15 protein-coding genes are annotated in these 16,124 nt (G+C 35.1%); 11 read left to right on the top strand and 4 right to left on the bottom strand.

What is annotated here, in order from left to right:
- The first annotated feature begins 124 nt into the window (after positions 1-124).
- Positions 125-2,878, top strand: a complete 2,754-nt coding sequence (locus JAZ75_RS00570; RefSeq protein ID WP_132773530.1) for an outer membrane beta-barrel protein — start codon at positions 125-127, stop codon at positions 2,876-2,878.
- Complete coding sequence (locus JAZ75_RS00565) at positions 2,878-3,846, top strand: NAD(P)H-quinone oxidoreductase (protein WP_208699659.1); 969 nt, start codon at positions 2,878-2,880, stop codon at positions 3,844-3,846. Before JAZ75_RS00570 ends, JAZ75_RS00565 begins: the two co-directional genes overlap by 1 nt.
- Here the strand turns inward: JAZ75_RS00565 and JAZ75_RS00560 are convergent.
- A complete protein-coding gene (locus JAZ75_RS00560; protein WP_208699657.1) occupies positions 3,843-4,715 on the bottom strand; it encodes an AraC family transcriptional regulator in 873 nt (290 codons plus the stop codon). The two genes, JAZ75_RS00565 and JAZ75_RS00560, sit on opposite strands and share 4 nt — an antisense overlap.
- 141 nt (positions 4,716-4,856) lie before the next feature.
- Between JAZ75_RS00560 and fucP the strand changes: the two genes are divergently transcribed.
- From fucP to JAZ75_RS00525, 7 genes are all read left to right on the top strand, one after another.
- Complete coding sequence (fucP, locus tag JAZ75_RS00555) at positions 4,857-6,113, top strand: L-fucose:H+ symporter permease (protein WP_183912388.1); 1,257 nt, start codon at positions 4,857-4,859, stop codon at positions 6,111-6,113.
- A 10-nt stretch (positions 6,114-6,123) separates the two neighbouring features.
- A complete protein-coding gene (locus JAZ75_RS00550) occupies positions 6,124-6,459 on the top strand; it encodes an L-rhamnose mutarotase (protein ID WP_132773537.1) in 336 nt (111 codons plus the stop codon).
- 1 nt (position 6,460) lies between these two features.
- Positions 6,461-8,125, top strand: a complete 1,665-nt coding sequence (locus JAZ75_RS00545; RefSeq protein WP_021190392.1) for a UxaA family hydrolase — start codon at positions 6,461-6,463, stop codon at positions 8,123-8,125.
- Between the two features lie 132 nt (positions 8,126-8,257).
- On the top strand, positions 8,258-9,022 hold the full coding sequence (locus JAZ75_RS00540; RefSeq protein WP_208699655.1) for an SDR family NAD(P)-dependent oxidoreductase: 765 nt from the start codon (positions 8,258-8,260) through the stop codon (positions 9,020-9,022).
- A 47-nt stretch (positions 9,023-9,069) separates the two neighbouring features.
- Positions 9,070-9,924: a fumarylacetoacetate hydrolase family protein gene (locus JAZ75_RS00535; RefSeq protein ID WP_021190390.1), complete on the top strand. Its 855-nt coding sequence runs from the start codon at positions 9,070-9,072 to the stop codon at positions 9,922-9,924.
- Positions 9,925-9,933: 9 nt separating this feature from the next.
- A complete protein-coding gene (locus tag JAZ75_RS00530) occupies positions 9,934-10,761 on the top strand; it encodes an amidohydrolase family protein (RefSeq protein ID WP_208699653.1) in 828 nt (275 codons plus the stop codon).
- 8 nt (positions 10,762-10,769) lie between these two features.
- Entirely contained in the window at positions 10,770-11,561 is a 792-nt protein-coding gene (locus tag JAZ75_RS00525; protein ID WP_208699651.1) for an SDR family oxidoreductase, read from the top strand.
- A gap of 77 nt (positions 11,562-11,638) precedes the next feature.
- On the opposite strand, the gene gap is transcribed toward JAZ75_RS00525, so the two are convergent.
- From gap to pfkA, 3 genes are read right to left on the bottom strand one after another with little or no spacing between them, the layout of a single operon-like run.
- A complete protein-coding gene (gene gap, locus JAZ75_RS00520) occupies positions 11,639-12,637 on the bottom strand; it encodes a type I glyceraldehyde-3-phosphate dehydrogenase (protein ID WP_132773545.1) in 999 nt (332 codons plus the stop codon).
- Between the two features lie 4 nt (positions 12,638-12,641).
- Positions 12,642-13,493 (bottom strand): hypothetical protein, encoded by an 852-nt coding sequence (locus tag JAZ75_RS00515; protein ID WP_021190387.1) that lies wholly within the window; start codon positions 13,491-13,493, stop codon positions 12,642-12,644.
- 22 nt (positions 13,494-13,515) lie between these two features.
- Positions 13,516-14,502 carry a 6-phosphofructokinase gene (gene pfkA / locus JAZ75_RS00510; RefSeq protein WP_021190386.1) on the bottom strand — a complete coding sequence of 329 codons (987 nt, stop codon included), beginning with the start codon at positions 14,500-14,502 and terminating at the stop codon, positions 13,516-13,518.
- Positions 14,503-14,666: 164 nt separating this feature from the next.
- Between pfkA and JAZ75_RS00505 the strand changes: the two genes are divergently transcribed.
- Together JAZ75_RS00505 and JAZ75_RS00500 are read left to right on the top strand one after the other, a co-directional pair.
- Positions 14,667-15,338, top strand: coding sequence for an NUDIX hydrolase (locus JAZ75_RS00505; protein WP_021190385.1), 672 nt, complete (start codon positions 14,667-14,669; stop codon positions 15,336-15,338).
- Between the two features lie 156 nt (positions 15,339-15,494).
- Positions 15,495-16,118, top strand: coding sequence for a TetR/AcrR family transcriptional regulator (locus tag JAZ75_RS00500; RefSeq protein ID WP_183912393.1), 624 nt, complete (start codon positions 15,495-15,497; stop codon positions 16,116-16,118).
- Positions 16,119-16,124: the final 6 nt, after the last annotated feature.

Raw genomic sequence — 16,124 nt, 5'->3', positions numbered from 1 at the left:
AATAAAATGAAAGGCGACTTATTTCAAATAAGCCGCCTTTTTTATATACAACTATTCATTATTTTGCGTTATGGTTGTGTAAATTATTATGTATATTGAGATACAAATAGAATAAGTTGTTTTGATGTCGGATAAATTCGAAATATCAGGAAATACTCATAGGGTCATCTTTCTTATCGTCTTCTTTTTTGTTGTGGGTAATGCACAAGCCCAACTCCAGAAAAAGGAGGTGTACGGATTTGTTGTGGATATCGATGGACAACCGCTTGCTGGCGTCAATGTGCGTCTGACAACTTCTTTGGATACCGTCATGGCAATTTCTTCCAAAACAGGTTTCTACAAATTTTACCAAATTAAAGGAAGTAATATCCGTTTAAACTACAGTTCTTTAGGCTTACAGATTGTTGATCGTTCTTACCCTCAGTATAATACAACAGATCGTGTTATTGCGGAGACTGTTGTTTTAAAACCGCAGGTTTCAGTGCTCAAAGAAATTGTTATTAAGAAATATAAACCAATCGTCTTCAAAGAGGATACGGTTCAATTTAATATGGGAGCTTTCCAGTTTGATCGACGCACACTGCTGGAGGATGCGCTTAAACAGTTACCGAACTTCCAGGTTTCTCGTGATGGCTCTGTATATGCTTTTGGTAAACCGATTACTTCTGTACAAGTAGATGGTAAAAAATTCTTTGGAGGAGATGTGCTTACCGCTACTCGAAATCTTCCTGCGGATTTTATTAAAAATATTCAGGTTATTGATTTTTTCGGAGATGAAGCAAGTGCTAAGGGAACAAAAACTGGTGAGTCTGAGAAAATTCTAAATATTGTTTTGAAAGATGACAAGAAAAAAATAAGTTTTGGACAGGTTACAGGTGGTTTAGGTGATCAAGAACGATACCTCGCGAGTGCAGGTCTCAATAAATTCAATGATGGTCAGGAACTATCTTTTGTAGGATCTGTTAATAATACAAATACGAATCTTTTTTCTTTCGGTTCTCCAAATGGAGGAGGTTCCAGGGATCGTGTAATGGGCGAATTGGCAGACTTTGCCGACCCTACTGATGGTTTTAATGCTATTGGGTCCTTGGGAACAAGTTTTTCCACTAATTTGAATGATAAAATTAGTGCTTTTGGACGTTACAGCTATACAAATACAAAGAATACGACGAGGGGGAATTCCTATCTACAGTCTGTATATGGTAATAACATTATAACCAACCAAGAGGATTATGTAACAAAGACTGTTGATAATGCGCATCATATGAATTGGGGGTTTGATATAAAATTATCTGATTCAGATCTTTTAAAAATATCTCCAACTTTTTCATGGAATAAATCGAAAGGTAATGAATCTAGAGATCGATATATTAAGAATAGACAGATCACAAACGATGGGGAATATGCTTCTGACAACAGTAGTACGAGTCCAAATGCTGAAGTAGACATCTTATATGCCAAAAGTTTTAAGAAGCCAGGACGGAAATTAGTGTACAATTTACATCTGGGATATAATTCAGTCGATAAAAAAGAGGATATAGTTGACCGGAATAAGATTATAGATAGTGCGTTTAATCAAGTGCAAATTAAGGATAGTTTCTTAAATCAATTTGTGAAAAGTGAAAACAAAAATCAAGATATTAAAAGTTCGCTATCTATTATAGAGCCAGTGGACAAGGGCGGAGTATTAGAATTGAATTATGACTTTAGTTACACCTCAATTGATGCAAGGCGGTTAGTTCATGAACGAAATAATGAATTGGTAGATTTTGGTCGAGTTGATTCTCTTAGTTTAAGTTACGATTATGCTTTTTCATCCAATAGAGTTGGCATGAAATATCAACAGGATATATTCAATAAATTTAAATATAATATCGGATTTGCGGTTCAACCAACAGAACTTAAAGGTTTTTCTAAAGATAAATCAATTCAAACATCTTATAGTAATGTAAATCTTATACCAGCAGCGGGGGTCAAATGGAAATTTAATGAGAATTCTGATTTGTCAATTGATTACTTAGGTAAAAATAATCAACCTAATTTCTATCAGATTCAGCCGATATTGGATAATACAAATTCACAAAATATTATACAAGGAAATCCAGAATTACAAGCAGAATTCGCTAACCGTATCTTGGCTAAATATCGAAAATCAATTGTAAAAAGGGGACAATATTTTGAAAGTAGCATTGCTTATAATTTTATTTCAAATAAAATTGTCTCTAATCGGACTACTATTCCTAATTCAACAATACAAAAAACTACCTTCTTAAATACATCGGGTTATTATGATATCAAGGCATACTACTTATTTACTGCAGCTTTGTTTAACGATAATATACAGATGAGTTTGAATGGCAATGCTGATTTTTATAATAATGTCACTTACATAAATGACATTCGTAATGACGGTGGACATTTTTTATATTCGCAGTCTCTGCAATTCAGGTACATGTTTAATGATGTATTTGAAGCTGAACTTAATGGAAATTACGCATTAAACAAAGCTACCTATAAACGACCTTATAATGATCAAATTGTGGCGCATACCGGTGTGCTTGGTTTGGGATCCAAATATTATGTGAGCGCACATGGATCTTTTGGTGTAGAGGTATCGCAAAGGTTAAATTCGGGATATTCATCATCATCATGGACAAATATAAATCCCACAATTATTAATGCATATTTTGAATATACTTTTATGCGTAATAATTTAGCAATGTTACGGATTCAGGGCTTTGATTTACTAAATCAAAATTCAGGTATTACCAGAGATGTAATAGGAAATGATATATTTGACGTTCAAAATGAAAGGTTATCTCGTTATTTTATGGTCTCTTTAAATTTCCGTTTACAAAAATATCCTAAAAAATCATAATGAAAGCAGTTGTTATAACAAAATTTGGTGGACCTGAAGTTTTGAAGATAAAGGAGGTGGATACACCAACTTGTACTGGGCATCAAGTGTTGATTGCTGTAAAAGCAGCAGGTATGAATAGGCCTGATGTGTTTCAGCGGAAGGGAAATTATGCGGCCCCTGAAGGTGCCCCCGCTGATATTCCTGGTCTTGAGATTTCGGGAGAAATTGTATCCATTGGTGAGTTAGTAGATGAATGGAAAATTGGTGATCAGGTCTGTACTCTTTTATCTGGTGGAGGATACGCAGAATATGTCGCTGTTGATCAGGGACAGTGCCTGCTTATACCTAAAGGATTGACTTACGAAGAAGCTGCCGCTTTACCAGAAACATTGTTTACCGTGTACCATAATGTCTTTCAAAGAGGGGAACTAAAATATGGCAATAGCTTTTTAGTTCATGGTGGAAGTGGAGGTATTGGATCAATGGCAATTCAGTTAGCAAAGCTTGCAGGAGCAAAAGTGTATACAACAGTGGGATCGGGTGACAAAGCTACTTACTGTAAAGAATTGGGAGCGTCAGTAATCATTAATTATAAGGAGCAGGACTTTAGGGAGATTATTGGAGACAATAAAATTGATGTTATACTTGACAGTATAGGAGGCGATTATTTTGCAAAGAACCTTGAAGTATTGAAACCGGATGGTCATCTGATCTACATTAACGCAATGAAAGGTGCTAAAGTAGAATTAAATCTTTTTAAATTGATGCAAAAACGAATCTACCTATCAGGTAGTCTTTTAAGAAGTAGATCTATTCTATTTAAAAAAAATGTGCGCGATGACATAAATAAACAGATCTTACCTCTAATCAAACCAGGTGTTTTTAAAGCAAATATCTACAAGACCTTTCAATTGGAAGAGGCTTCTGCTGCCCATGCATTGTTAGATTCTGGTGACTTTACAGGAAAGCTTGTCTTTGTTCTTTAAAATAGATGTGCAATTTCTTTTTGATATTGTAATGGAGTAAATCCTGTCGCTTCTTTGAAATATTTGTGAAAACTGACAAAGTTTTGAAAACCACATTCGAAGCAAATTTGTTTCACATTATATTTACGTTCTGCTAACAATTTACAGGCATGCCCAATACGTATTTCGATAAGATATTGAAATAGAGTTTTTCCAGATTTAGCTTTAAAGTAGCGACAAAACGAGTTTGTAGTCATTCCAGTTAATGTCGCAATATCTTCTAACTTGATTTGTGATTTGTAATTTTGTGTAATATAATCCATGATAACAGTCATTCTTCTGAAATCTAGATCTTGACTGTCAATCGGATAATTTTCACTGGACAACAAAGTATAGGCTTCAGATTCTGCTATTAAAGTTAAGACTTCTATTAGTGCTATTATTTTAGTTGAGTTGTTATTGTTTAAAACCTTTTCTATTAGAGATTTAGCTAATTGCAAAATTGATTTATTTAACTGAATTCCCCTTTTAGATTTTTTTAATAAATTCTTTAATTTGTAATTTTCCGGCAGATTAAAGAAAGCGTCGCCAAGAAAATTTTCTTTAAAATGGGAAACTCTAATGTCCGCAGGTTCGGGACAGTTATCATCTAAATAGCAGGAGTCAAATAGCCAATAATGAGGTAAGTTAGATCCAACCAATACAATATCACCATTTGTAAAATTTTTAATACTGTCACCAATAAACTGGGTTCCCGATCCCTTTCCGAAATGAATTAATTCAAGCTCTTCATGGTAGTGCCAAATATTATGATTTTGTGGAATAATATCGTTCCTCACGCTGAATGACTGTACGTTACTATTATTGACTTTTAGTAGTTGTGGTTTCATTTATTAATAAATATATGCACTATATTTTACAGTTCTACTATTTTGAATGGTAATATAGCGTAATAATTGGGTAAAATACTTAAATTTTCTTTCATTAATTATTCCTTATTTTACATAAACCAATGATAAATTATATTTTATATGTCAGTTAGTAAAAATAATAAATTAGCGATTGTACTCGTAACATCCCTCTTTTTCTTTTGGGGCTTTGTTCATAATTTGGACCCTATTTTAATTCCGCATCTTCGTAATGCATTTAGTCTAACGCATTTACAGGCTTCTTTAGTGGATTCAGCTGTTTTTATTGCTTATTTTTTACTAGCTATTCCGGCCGGCATGATCATGAAAAAATATGGTTATAAATCGGGTATTTTAATAGGTCTGACAATTTTTGCTATTGGTTGTTTTTTATTTATACCAGCAGCTAATCAGATTAGTTATGTATTCTTTTTAACGGCTTTATTTGTTGTGGCTTGTGGTTTAACTATTTTGGAAACTGCGGCAAATCCCTATGTGACGGTATTAGGTGACCCCAGTAAAGCAACGCATCGATTGAATTTTGCCCAATCCTTTAATGGACTGGCAGCATTTATAGCTCCAATCTTAGGCGGAAAATTTATTTTAGCAGAACAACCAAAATCTGATACTGAGATTGCCGCCATGAGCGAGCAGGTTAAATTAGCCTATATGCAGGCAGAGACTGCAACTGTAAAAGCGCCTTATATGATTTTAGGCTTAATTATATTGATTGTTGCCGCAATTCTTTTTTTTACTAAACTTCCTGATATTAAAGATGATGAAGGCGAACAAAAGGCTGGTTTCTTTCATGCATTTAAGCATAAAAATGTAAAGTGGGGAGTAATCGGACAGTTTTTTTATGTGGGAGCACAGGTGTGTGTGTTGAGTTTTATGGTACTTTATGCCACTGAGGTTGCTGGAATCACTCCCTTAAATGCTTCCAAATATGCTAGTTTTGCAGGTTTAGCTTTTATGTTAGGTCGTTTTGTTGGAACATTTTTTATGAAATTTATACAGCCGCTAACTTTGCTGATGATTTATTCAATCATTTGTATTGCATTGTCATTTATTGTGATATACGGAAGTGGTACAATAACAGTTTATGCATTAATTGCAGTAGCATTTTTTATGTCTATTATGTTTCCCACAATATTTGCGGTCGGAGTTGAGGGAATTGGGGCAGATACGAAATCAGCTTCAAGTTTAATCATTATGTCGATTGTAGGTGGAGCGATTTTGCCACCTTTATTGGGATTGATTTCAGATAAAACTGGTAATCTTCAATTGGGCTACTGGGTACCGATGATCTGTTTTGTAGTAGTGCTTTTATTTTCTTTAGCTAATAAAAATAATTTAAAGACACAATCTTCTCACGAATAATAATTGTAAAATGACTCAATATACTTTTGCCTTAGATCTGGTTAATGATCCCAAATTAATTGCTGAATATGAAAAATATCATAGGAGCGTCAGTTCGGAAATTCAACAATCAATTTTAGATGCCGGTGTAACTAAAATGCAAATTTTTAGATTTGAAAATCGCTTGTTTATGATCATGGAAGTGGATGACACTTTTACATTTGAAAGAAAAGCAAATATGGATGCTACCAATCCTAAAGTTCAGGAATGGGAACAGCTGATGTGGAAGTACCAGAGTGCTATTCCGGGAGCTAAAGAAAATGAGAAGTGGGTTTTAATGAAACAGATATTTGATTTGAAGAAATAAAATGATAAAGGATAAAAAAACATATTTGCAGATTCATCCAGAGGATAATGTATTAGTGGCTTTGCAAGATTTGCCTAAAGGAACGTTAATTGAATGGAAAAATAGCAGTTTCCATTTATTGCAAGATGTAGCTGCCAAACATAAGTTTACCATCTCTCCTTTAAGTCAGGACGCTGAGGTTTATATGTATGGTGTGTTGGTTGGAAAGGTTAACTGTGCATTAGAAACTGGCGCCTTGATTTCTACAGAAAATCTACGTCATGCCGCCGATGATTTTAAGCTAAGTAAAAGAAGAACGGACTGGATAAAACCTGATGTTTCATCTTTTTTAGCAAAAACCTTCAATGGCTTTCATCGATCTAACGGATCGGTCGGTACTGCTAATTACTGGTTAGTAATCCCATTGGTTTTTTGTGAAAATAGAAATGTCCTGACTTTAAAGACAGCTTTTGAAGAGAAGTTGGGGTATAAAGTAAGGGCGAATGATTATACCACTGAAGTGGATGAATTGATCCGTTTATATCAATCAGGTGCAGATATTAATCAGATCATTGCTCAGGATTTAAGTTCTTCGGCAACGCGAGCAAGCGATCATCGCTTATTTGAAAATGTCGATGGAATCAAGTTTTTAAATCATGAAATGGGCTGTGGCGGTACACGTATGGATTCGGATGCACTTTGTGGTTTGCTTGCAGGTTACATTACACATCCAAATGTAGCAGGTGCAACCATCTTAAGTTTAGGTTGTCAACATGCTCAAGCCTCAATATTACAAGCGGAGATCGCGAAAAGGGATTCGAAGTTTGATAAACCTTTGTATATTTTTGAACAACAAAAAGAAGGTACGGAGAAGGAATTAATGCAAAAGGCTGTGAAGGCAACATTTGCAGGAATGATGGAAGCAAATAAATGTATACGTCAACCCGCTACCTTAGATAAATTATGTATAGGTCTCGAATGTGGCGGATCGGATGGGTTTTCTGGTATCTCTGCAAATCCTGCTCTCGGATATCTTTCTGATATTTTAGTAACGTTAGGTGGATCTGTTATTTTAGCTGAATTTCCAGAGTTATGTGGGGTAGAACAAGAGTTAAGTGACCGATGTGTAGATGAAGAGACTGCGGATAAATTTATGGAGTTAATGCGTGTTTATAATGCGAAAGCTGAGGCTGATGGTTCTGGTTTTTATATGAATCCTTCTCCTGGCAATATTCGTGATGGTCTGATCACCGATGCAATAAAGTCTGCTGGAGCTGCCAAGAAAGGCGGTACATCGCCTGTAACTGCAGTAATTGATTATCCAGAGTTAGCCAATAAGCCAGGTCTTAATCTGCTATGTACACCAGGAAATGATGTTGAAAGTACTACCGCAGAAGTTGCTGCAGGAGCAAACATTGTTTTGTTTACCACTGGTCTAGGAACACCAACGGGTAATCCAATAACTCCAGTGATTAAACTGTCTACAAATACAAAGACATTTGAGAAAATGCCAGATATCATCGATATTAACTGTGGTACTATTATCGAGGGTGAGGAATCAATTCAAGAAGCGGCACATCGTATATTAGATTATGTGATTGAAGTGGCTAGCGGAGCAGTGGTGCCGAAAGCGGTACTTCTGGGACAGGATGACTTTATTCCTTGGAGAAGAGGCGTATCTTTATAATCATAATTTTGTGTCAAGATTATCAGTAAAGCTTGGTAGACACGTTCTTTTTGTTAATAAATTTTAATAATCATTGGGTAGCTGTTCATGAAGTACCATGGATCAGATATTAATAATAAATAATATAATAACATGTCAAAATTGCAAAATAAAGTAGCTGTTATCACAGGTGGTGGAAGTGGAATAGGTCGTGCAATAAGTTTGCTTTTTGCCGCAGAAGGAGCAACTGTTCATATTCTGGATCTAAATATTGAAGGGGGGCAAAGTGTCGTTTCTGAAATAACTAATCAAGGAGGACGGGGATTTGTCCATGCATGTAATGTAAGTCTTCAGGATGAGGTGTTATCAATTGTAAATACTATCGGTAAAATTGATATTTTAGTTAACAATGCAGGTATCGCTCATGTTGGAAATCTAGAAAATTGTAAAACTGAAGATTTTGAAAGAGTATTTAATGTAAATGTTAAAGGTGCTTATAATGCGCTTTATGCAGTTGTTTCAAAAATGAAGGAAAATGGTGGCGGGGCAATTCTTAATCTAGCGTCCATTGCAGCTTGGGTCGGAATTACAGATCGATTCGCATATTCAATGAGTAAAGGTGCCATTTTTGCAATGTCACTATCGGTTGCTCGTGATTACATGGCTGATGGAATTAGATGTAATAGTATTTCACCTGCAAGAGTACACACACCATTTGTGGATGGTTTCATTGCCAAAAACTACCCAGGACAAGAAGCAGAAGTCTTTGAGAAATTGTCAAAGAGTCAACCAATTGGACGTATGGCACAACCTGAAGAAATTGCTAAATTGGCTTTGTTTTTATGTAGTGATGATGCCGGTTTTATCACTGGAAATGATTATCCCATTGATGGAGGTTTTATAAAACTAAATAATTAAATTAAGGATCTTTTGAGATCACTTTATATAATATTAATATTGAAAATATGAAATTAATACGTTTTGGAGCAGCGGGAAAAGAACAAATTGGTGTTCAGATAGATGGTGTAAATTATGATGTATCTGCATTTGGAGGTGATTATAATGAGTCTTTTTTTGAGAATGACGGTTTAGAGGCTTTAGAAGAGTTTGTTAAAGCAAATAATGGTAAATTAATTCCTGTACCAGATACTGAAAGAATTGGTGCACCATTTGCAAGACCTTCTAAAATAGTTTGTATTGGTCTTAATTACAAAGATCATGCAGAAGAAACAGGAGCTACAATTCCTGCAGAACCTATTATTTTTATGAAATCTACTACTTCTTTAGTAGGTCCATACGATCAGGTAATGATACCTCGCGATTCTGTTAAAACTGACTGGGAGGTGGAGTTCGGAATTGTTATTGGTAAAACCGCATCTTATGTGGAAGAAGCTACTGCATTGGATTATGTAGCGGGATATGTGTTGCATAATGATGTTTCTGAACGTGAATATCAATTAGAACGTGGTGGAACATGGGATAAAGGTAAAGGTTGTAATACGTTCGCTCCTATGGGACCCTTTTTGTCAACTAAAGATGAAATCAAAGATATTAATGACGTCAATATCTGGTTGAAGGTAAATGGTAAAATGTATCAAAATGGAAGTACTAAAAATTTAATCTTTTCAGTACCTTTTATTGTGAGTTATGTGTCTCAATTTATGACATTGCTGCCGGGCGACGTAATTTCTACTGGTACACCAGCAGGTGTTGGATTAGGATTTAATCCTCCAATTTATTTAAAACCTGGCGATGTGATTGAATTGGGTGCCGATGGTCTAGGTGAGTCCCGTCAAGAGGTAATTGCTTATTCAAAATAATTAATTCTTATGCGTATAGATGCTCATCAACATTTCTGGCAGTACGATCCCAGACGACATAATTGGATTACTAGTGAAATGAAGGTTTTACAACAAGACTTTATTCCGCTAGATCTGCAGTTTATACTGGAAAAGAATGATTTTGATGGCTGTATTGCTGTTCAAGCAGATCAGTCTGATGTAGAAACAAAGTATTTGGTGCAATTGGCAAAAGAATATTCTTTTGTAAAAGGAGTCGTTGGTTGGGTCGATTTACGAGCTTCAAATATTGATGAACAGTTGCATCAGTATAGAGATGAAGCTATTATTAAAGGATTTAGACATATTGTAGAAGGGGAGGAAGATCCCGATTTCTTACAGCGAGATTCATTTTTAAAAGGGATAGAATCTCTAACGAAACATCGTTATACATACGATCTTCTGATTCGTCCTCGTCATTATGCTGGTGCTATAACATGCGTGCAATCAAATCCAAACCAAACATTTATTTTGGATCATATTGCTAAACCCCCAATTAAATCACGCGAGTTTGAAGAATGGGCATTATTTATTGAAGAATTAGCAGCTTTTTCAAATGTTAGTTGCAAAGTTTCTGGTCTAGCTACTGAGGCAGATTGGAAAAGTTGGCGACTGGATGATTTTACACAGTATTTAGGACATGTATTTGATTCATTTGGTAAAGATCGAATTATGTTTGGATCCGATTGGCCGGTATGTTTATTAGCAGCATCTTATGAAGAAAGTGTTACTATTGTGGAATCGAAATTGGACGCATTTACTACTGCTGAGAAAGAGGCGTTCTGGGGATTGAATGCATTAAAAACCTATAATTTATAAGGTAGAATATGAATTTGAATTTGAAAGATAAAGTTATAATTGTCACAGGAGGTGCAAAAGGCATTGGTAAGGCAATTGTTTTAGGTTTGGCACGAGAGGGTGCTATTCCGGTAATTGTTGGGCGTAGACAGGTTGATAATGATCTTGTTAAGCAAGAAGTAGAAGCTCTTGGCGGGCAGGCTTTTGCTGTGCAGGCAGAATTGTCTGATCCGAAAGATTGTGAGACTGCAGTTGCGACAACAATTACTCATTTTGGGCGTATAGATGGCTTAGTGAATAACGCAGGAGTGAATGACGGAGTAGGTTTAGCCTCTGGTAATTATGAAAAGTTTTTAGCTTCTTTACATAAAAATCTAATTCATTATTATTTAATGGCGCATCATGCATTAGATGCTTTGATCGCATCACAAGGTAGTATTGTAAATATTACTTCAAAGACGGCAGAGACAGGGCAAGGCAATACATCAGCTTATGCAGCCTCTAATGGCGGTAGAAATGCGCTAACAAGAGAGTGGGCTGTGGAACTGCTTCCACACCGAATCCGCGTGAATGCAATTGTCGTCGCAGAATGTGCTACGCCACAATATGATACCTGGATACAAACTCTAGATAATCCTGTAGAAACTTTAAAGAAAATCACAGATCGTATTCCACTAGAACATAGAATGACTACTTCAGAGGAAATTGCTAATACAGCATTATTTCTTTTGTCCGACAAATCTAGTCATACAACAGGGCAGTTGATTCATGTTGATGGTGGTTATGTTCATCTTGATCGCTCGATCATTGCCGAGCAATAACCATAGGAAGTTATTGAGGAAATAAAAAGGGCTTTTAATATTTATTAAAAGCCCTTTTACTATTCAATCGATAAGGATTAACCTAATTTACCAATTTCTTGAACTAAATCAACGATCTTGTTAGAGTAACCCCACTCGTTGTCATACCAAGAGATAACTTTAACGAAGTTTTCATTTAATGAAATACCCGCTTTAGCATCAAAGATAGATGTGCGCGCATCACCTACGAAATCAGTTGAAACAACTTCGTCTTCTGTGTAACCTAAAATACCTTTTAAGTCACCTTCAGAAGCTTCTTTCATAGCCGCTTTGATTTCTTCGTAAGTAGCAGATTTTGCTAAACGTACTGTTAAATCAACAACAGAAACGTCTGCTGTAGGAACGCGTAAAGACATACCTGTTAATTTACCTTTTAATTCAGGTAAAACTAAACCAACAGCTTTAGCTGCACCAGTAGAAGAAGGGATGATGTTTTGATAAGCACCACGTCCACCTCTCCAGTCTTTCACTGAAGGTCCATCAACTGTTTTTTGAGTTGCAGTAACAGCGTGTACAGTTGTCATTAAACCTTCGACGATACCAAATTTGTCGTTTAATACTTTAGCAACAGGTGCTAAACAGTTTGTTGTACATGAAGCGTTAGAAACGATATGTTGATCAGCTTTTAAGTCTTTATGATTAACACCCATAACGAAAGTAGGAGTATCATCTTTAGCAGGTGCTGACATTACTACTTTTTTTGCACCAGCATCAATGTGTTTCTGTGCTAATTCTTGTGTCAAGAAGAAACCTGTAGATTCAATAATAACTTCTGCACCAACTTCATTCCATTTTAAGTTTGCAGGATCTTTTTCTGCTGTAACACGAATTGTTTTTCCGTTAACCACTAAGTTTCCGTTAACAACCTCTACTGTTCCATCGAATTTACCATGTGTTGAATCATATTTCAACATATACGCCATATAATCTGGCTCCACCAAGTCATTGATACCAACAACTTCAACATCTGGACGATTTACCGCAGCTCTGAATGCTAAACGACCAATACGGCCAAATCCGTTAATTCCAATTTTCATATTATTAATTTTTATTGATATAATATTTTATAAGATTATGAATAGGTTCCTTTATAATTGTCCCTATTGATATATTAAATTCTTCCGTTGCCACCTCTTTAAGCAAATTTTCAAAATTAGCGGCTACAGAGCCTGTAAAATGAATGTCATTATCAGGATGTTCCTTGTACAATGGTTTAATGAAAGTTTTAAGAAACAAACGAAATCCATTTTTTACAATCTGAATAATGAATGGATGATTTTTGTTTTCCAATACAAATTCGGAGAATGAATTGAGAAAAATAGTTGGTTGAGGGGAATTATAAACCTTTTCCAAGATTATTTTTCGATCAATAGCATATTTATTTAATAGTTTATCCTGCAGATCTTGCGGGAGTGTATCTGTTAAATAATGCTTTAACAACATTCTTGATGTCCAATTCGTCGATCCTTCATCGGCTAAAATATAACCGAGGCCATAGTTATTTGGAATAACTTTTTTTCCCGTATAAAATGCCGCATTTGAGCCACTTCCGATAATGCCGATAATGCCTTTTTCATCGCCAAAAGAAGAAATTGCAGAGGCGATAACATCATGTTCCACCTTTACTTTCGCGTTAATAAAGAATTTTTCAAATACAGTTTTGATTTTGTTCTTGCGTTCCGGAGAAGATGAACCAGCACCAAAAAAATAAATCCGTTTGATCTTTTCAGCATTATTGATCAAATTGGTATTTTTATTTAAAAGTTGTGCAATATATCGCTCGTCTTGCAGATAAGGGTTAATTCCACTTGTACGAAAGCCCGTGATCACACGACCTTTATCGGCTAATCTCCAATCTGCAAATTTTGAACCACTGTAGACCACTGCAATCATCTGAATTCTCTATTTTTTTATTTTAAATAGCCAATACTTGAACAAGTTCTAACATATCAGAACTTAATTTGTATTCTTTATTATTAATAGCCTCCTCTAGTGGAGTCGTAACAACTTCATTCCCTCTAACACCAACAGTCATACGATTGTTTCCTTTTAATAATTCTTTTACGGCAGCAAAACCTAAACGGCTCGCAAGTACCCGATCAAAGCTTGATGGAGAACCACCGCGCTGTAAGTGCCCTAAGATACTAACTTTTGTGTCATAATAATCAAATTTTTCTTTCACTTTTTTAGCTACATTATAGGCACCTCCGTTTTGATCACCTTCTGCGACAATAACAATTGAAGATGATTTTTTTCCACGGCCATCTGCAGCTGATAAGTGAGCAATTAATTCATCTATCGCTGTTTCCTTTTCTGGCAACAAAATTGCTTCTGCACCACCAGCTATGCCAGCATTCAAGGCAATACAGCCAGAGTCTCTTCCCATAACTTCAATGAAAAATAAACGCTCATGGGATGCAGCTGTATCTCTAATTTTATCTATTGCTTCGATAACTGTATTAGTTGCCGTATCATAACCTAATGTGAAATCAGATCCGTATAAATCGTTATCGATTGTACCAGGGATACAAATAACTGGAATATCATATTCTTTTGAGAAAAAGTCTGCACCTGTAAAAGTTCCATCTCCACCTATAGCAACCAAAGCATCAATACCGGCCGCTTTTACATTTTCGTAAGCTTTTGCTCTTCCTTCTTTTGTTTTAAATTCGAGACATCTCGCTGTTTTAAGAATAGTTCCGCCTAATTGGATAATATTACTAACCGAACGTGATGTCATTTCTGTAAAGTTACCGTCCAACATACCTTGATATCCTTGGTATATACCGGTAACACTTAATTTTTCGTATAATGCTGTACGGACAACCGCTCGAATGCAAGCATTCATGCCTGGAGCGTCTCCGCCTGATGTAAAAACTCCGATTCTTTTAATATTCACCACTGTCAAAAATTTTAGGTTGTACGAATATAGTGTATTTTTTACACTATTGAAATTATTTTTTATTTTTTTGTTTCGATAAAAATTAAGGTAAAGTTATTAACTTTATAGCATAAGCTACATATTCAACTCATTGGTTTAAGTAAAGATAATAAATTAGAAAAGTTTTGTATACTACATTTACAGTCGATTGTGTCATTTTCGGTTTTTATGAGGGGGAACTACATGTTCTACTAACGGAGAGAAATGAATATCCTTTTAAGGATTGGTGGGCGTTGCCTGGTTTTTTTGTTAATAATGATGAAGAAATGGAGGATGCTGTTAAACGGATATTATATGAAAATACAGGTCTTAAGGATGTATTTTTGGATCAATTGTATGCCTTTGCAGGTTTAAAAAGACATCCTCAGGGAAGGATCTTGACAGTTGCTTACTATGCTTTACTACAATTGGATAAGACAAAAATTAAGTTAAAGCCAGTTACTTCTTATATGCGACAGGCCAAATGGTTCCCTTTAAATAAAGTACCAGATTTGGCTTTTGATCATAGTACAATTTTAAAACAAAGTGTTGAAAAATTGAGACGTCGTATTGCTAATACACCCATCGCTTTTGAACTGTTGCCAGACAAATTTACGTTGACACAGTTACAAATGGTCTATGAAAGTATTTTGGGAAGAGAATTGGATAAAAGAAATTTTAGAAAAAAAATGATTAACTACGGTTTTCTTAAAGAATTGGACGAAGTCCAAAAAGGAGTGGCTTATCGTGCGGCAAGGCTTTACAAGTTGGATAAACGCAAGTTTTTAAAGCAATTTCAAAACAGTATAACTTTTTAAAAGTTATAAGTTTAAAGTAATTAAAGTGCATATCGTATAGTATGCACTTTTTTTATTTCAAAAATTGACGATCTGTTGACAATTAAATTGTGAGTGTTTTTCACTTTTTGTATATTTGACCAAAGTTTACATAAAGTCAAAAGTTTAGAATCAAGTATGTCAACAAACAATGATAATAAGAAAGAGTTCATTATTGCCGCAGCTATTAGAAGATTTGCGCACTATGGCTTTTCTAAAACAACCATGAATGAGATTGCAGAAGATGTAAAAATTACCAAGGCAAACCTTTACTATTACTATCCCGATAAAACCACATTAGTGCATGATGTAATCTTATCCGTAACTGATGATTTCAGGAAGCAGGAACAAGACCTAATTAAGAAGTCTAAATCATCTGTAATAAATCTTCTTTTGGATTTATTAGATTTAAAATCTGCATTTATTGAACGTCATTATATGTTGCATATGAATGAGAACATGGAATGGATAAAGGGTGCTCCCTTACAAACATTGATGCGGGAAATTCATGAAAAGGAAGTTGTCGAAGTCGCCAAATTATTTCAAAAAGGAGTGGACAGTAAAGAACTTGCTATAGAAGATGTACATAAAACTAGTGAAATGTACGTTTACCTAATGAAAAGTATCGGATTAGTTGGAATATTATGTGATGTGTTTACAGGAATTCCAACCCAATGTAACGTGGGTGATGTTTTACAGAAACAAAAAGATGCAACAATGTTAATATACAATGGTTTAAAGTTTAATACGGTTTCGAATTAATTATAA

The organism is Sphingobacterium sp. UDSM-2020 (genome assembly GCF_016132525.1).
Taxonomy (GTDB): domain Bacteria; phylum Bacteroidota; class Bacteroidia; order Sphingobacteriales; family Sphingobacteriaceae; genus Sphingobacterium; species Sphingobacterium anhuiense.
Note: the sequence above shows the minus strand (reverse complement) of the source record. Positions and strands in the feature narration are given on the sequence as shown.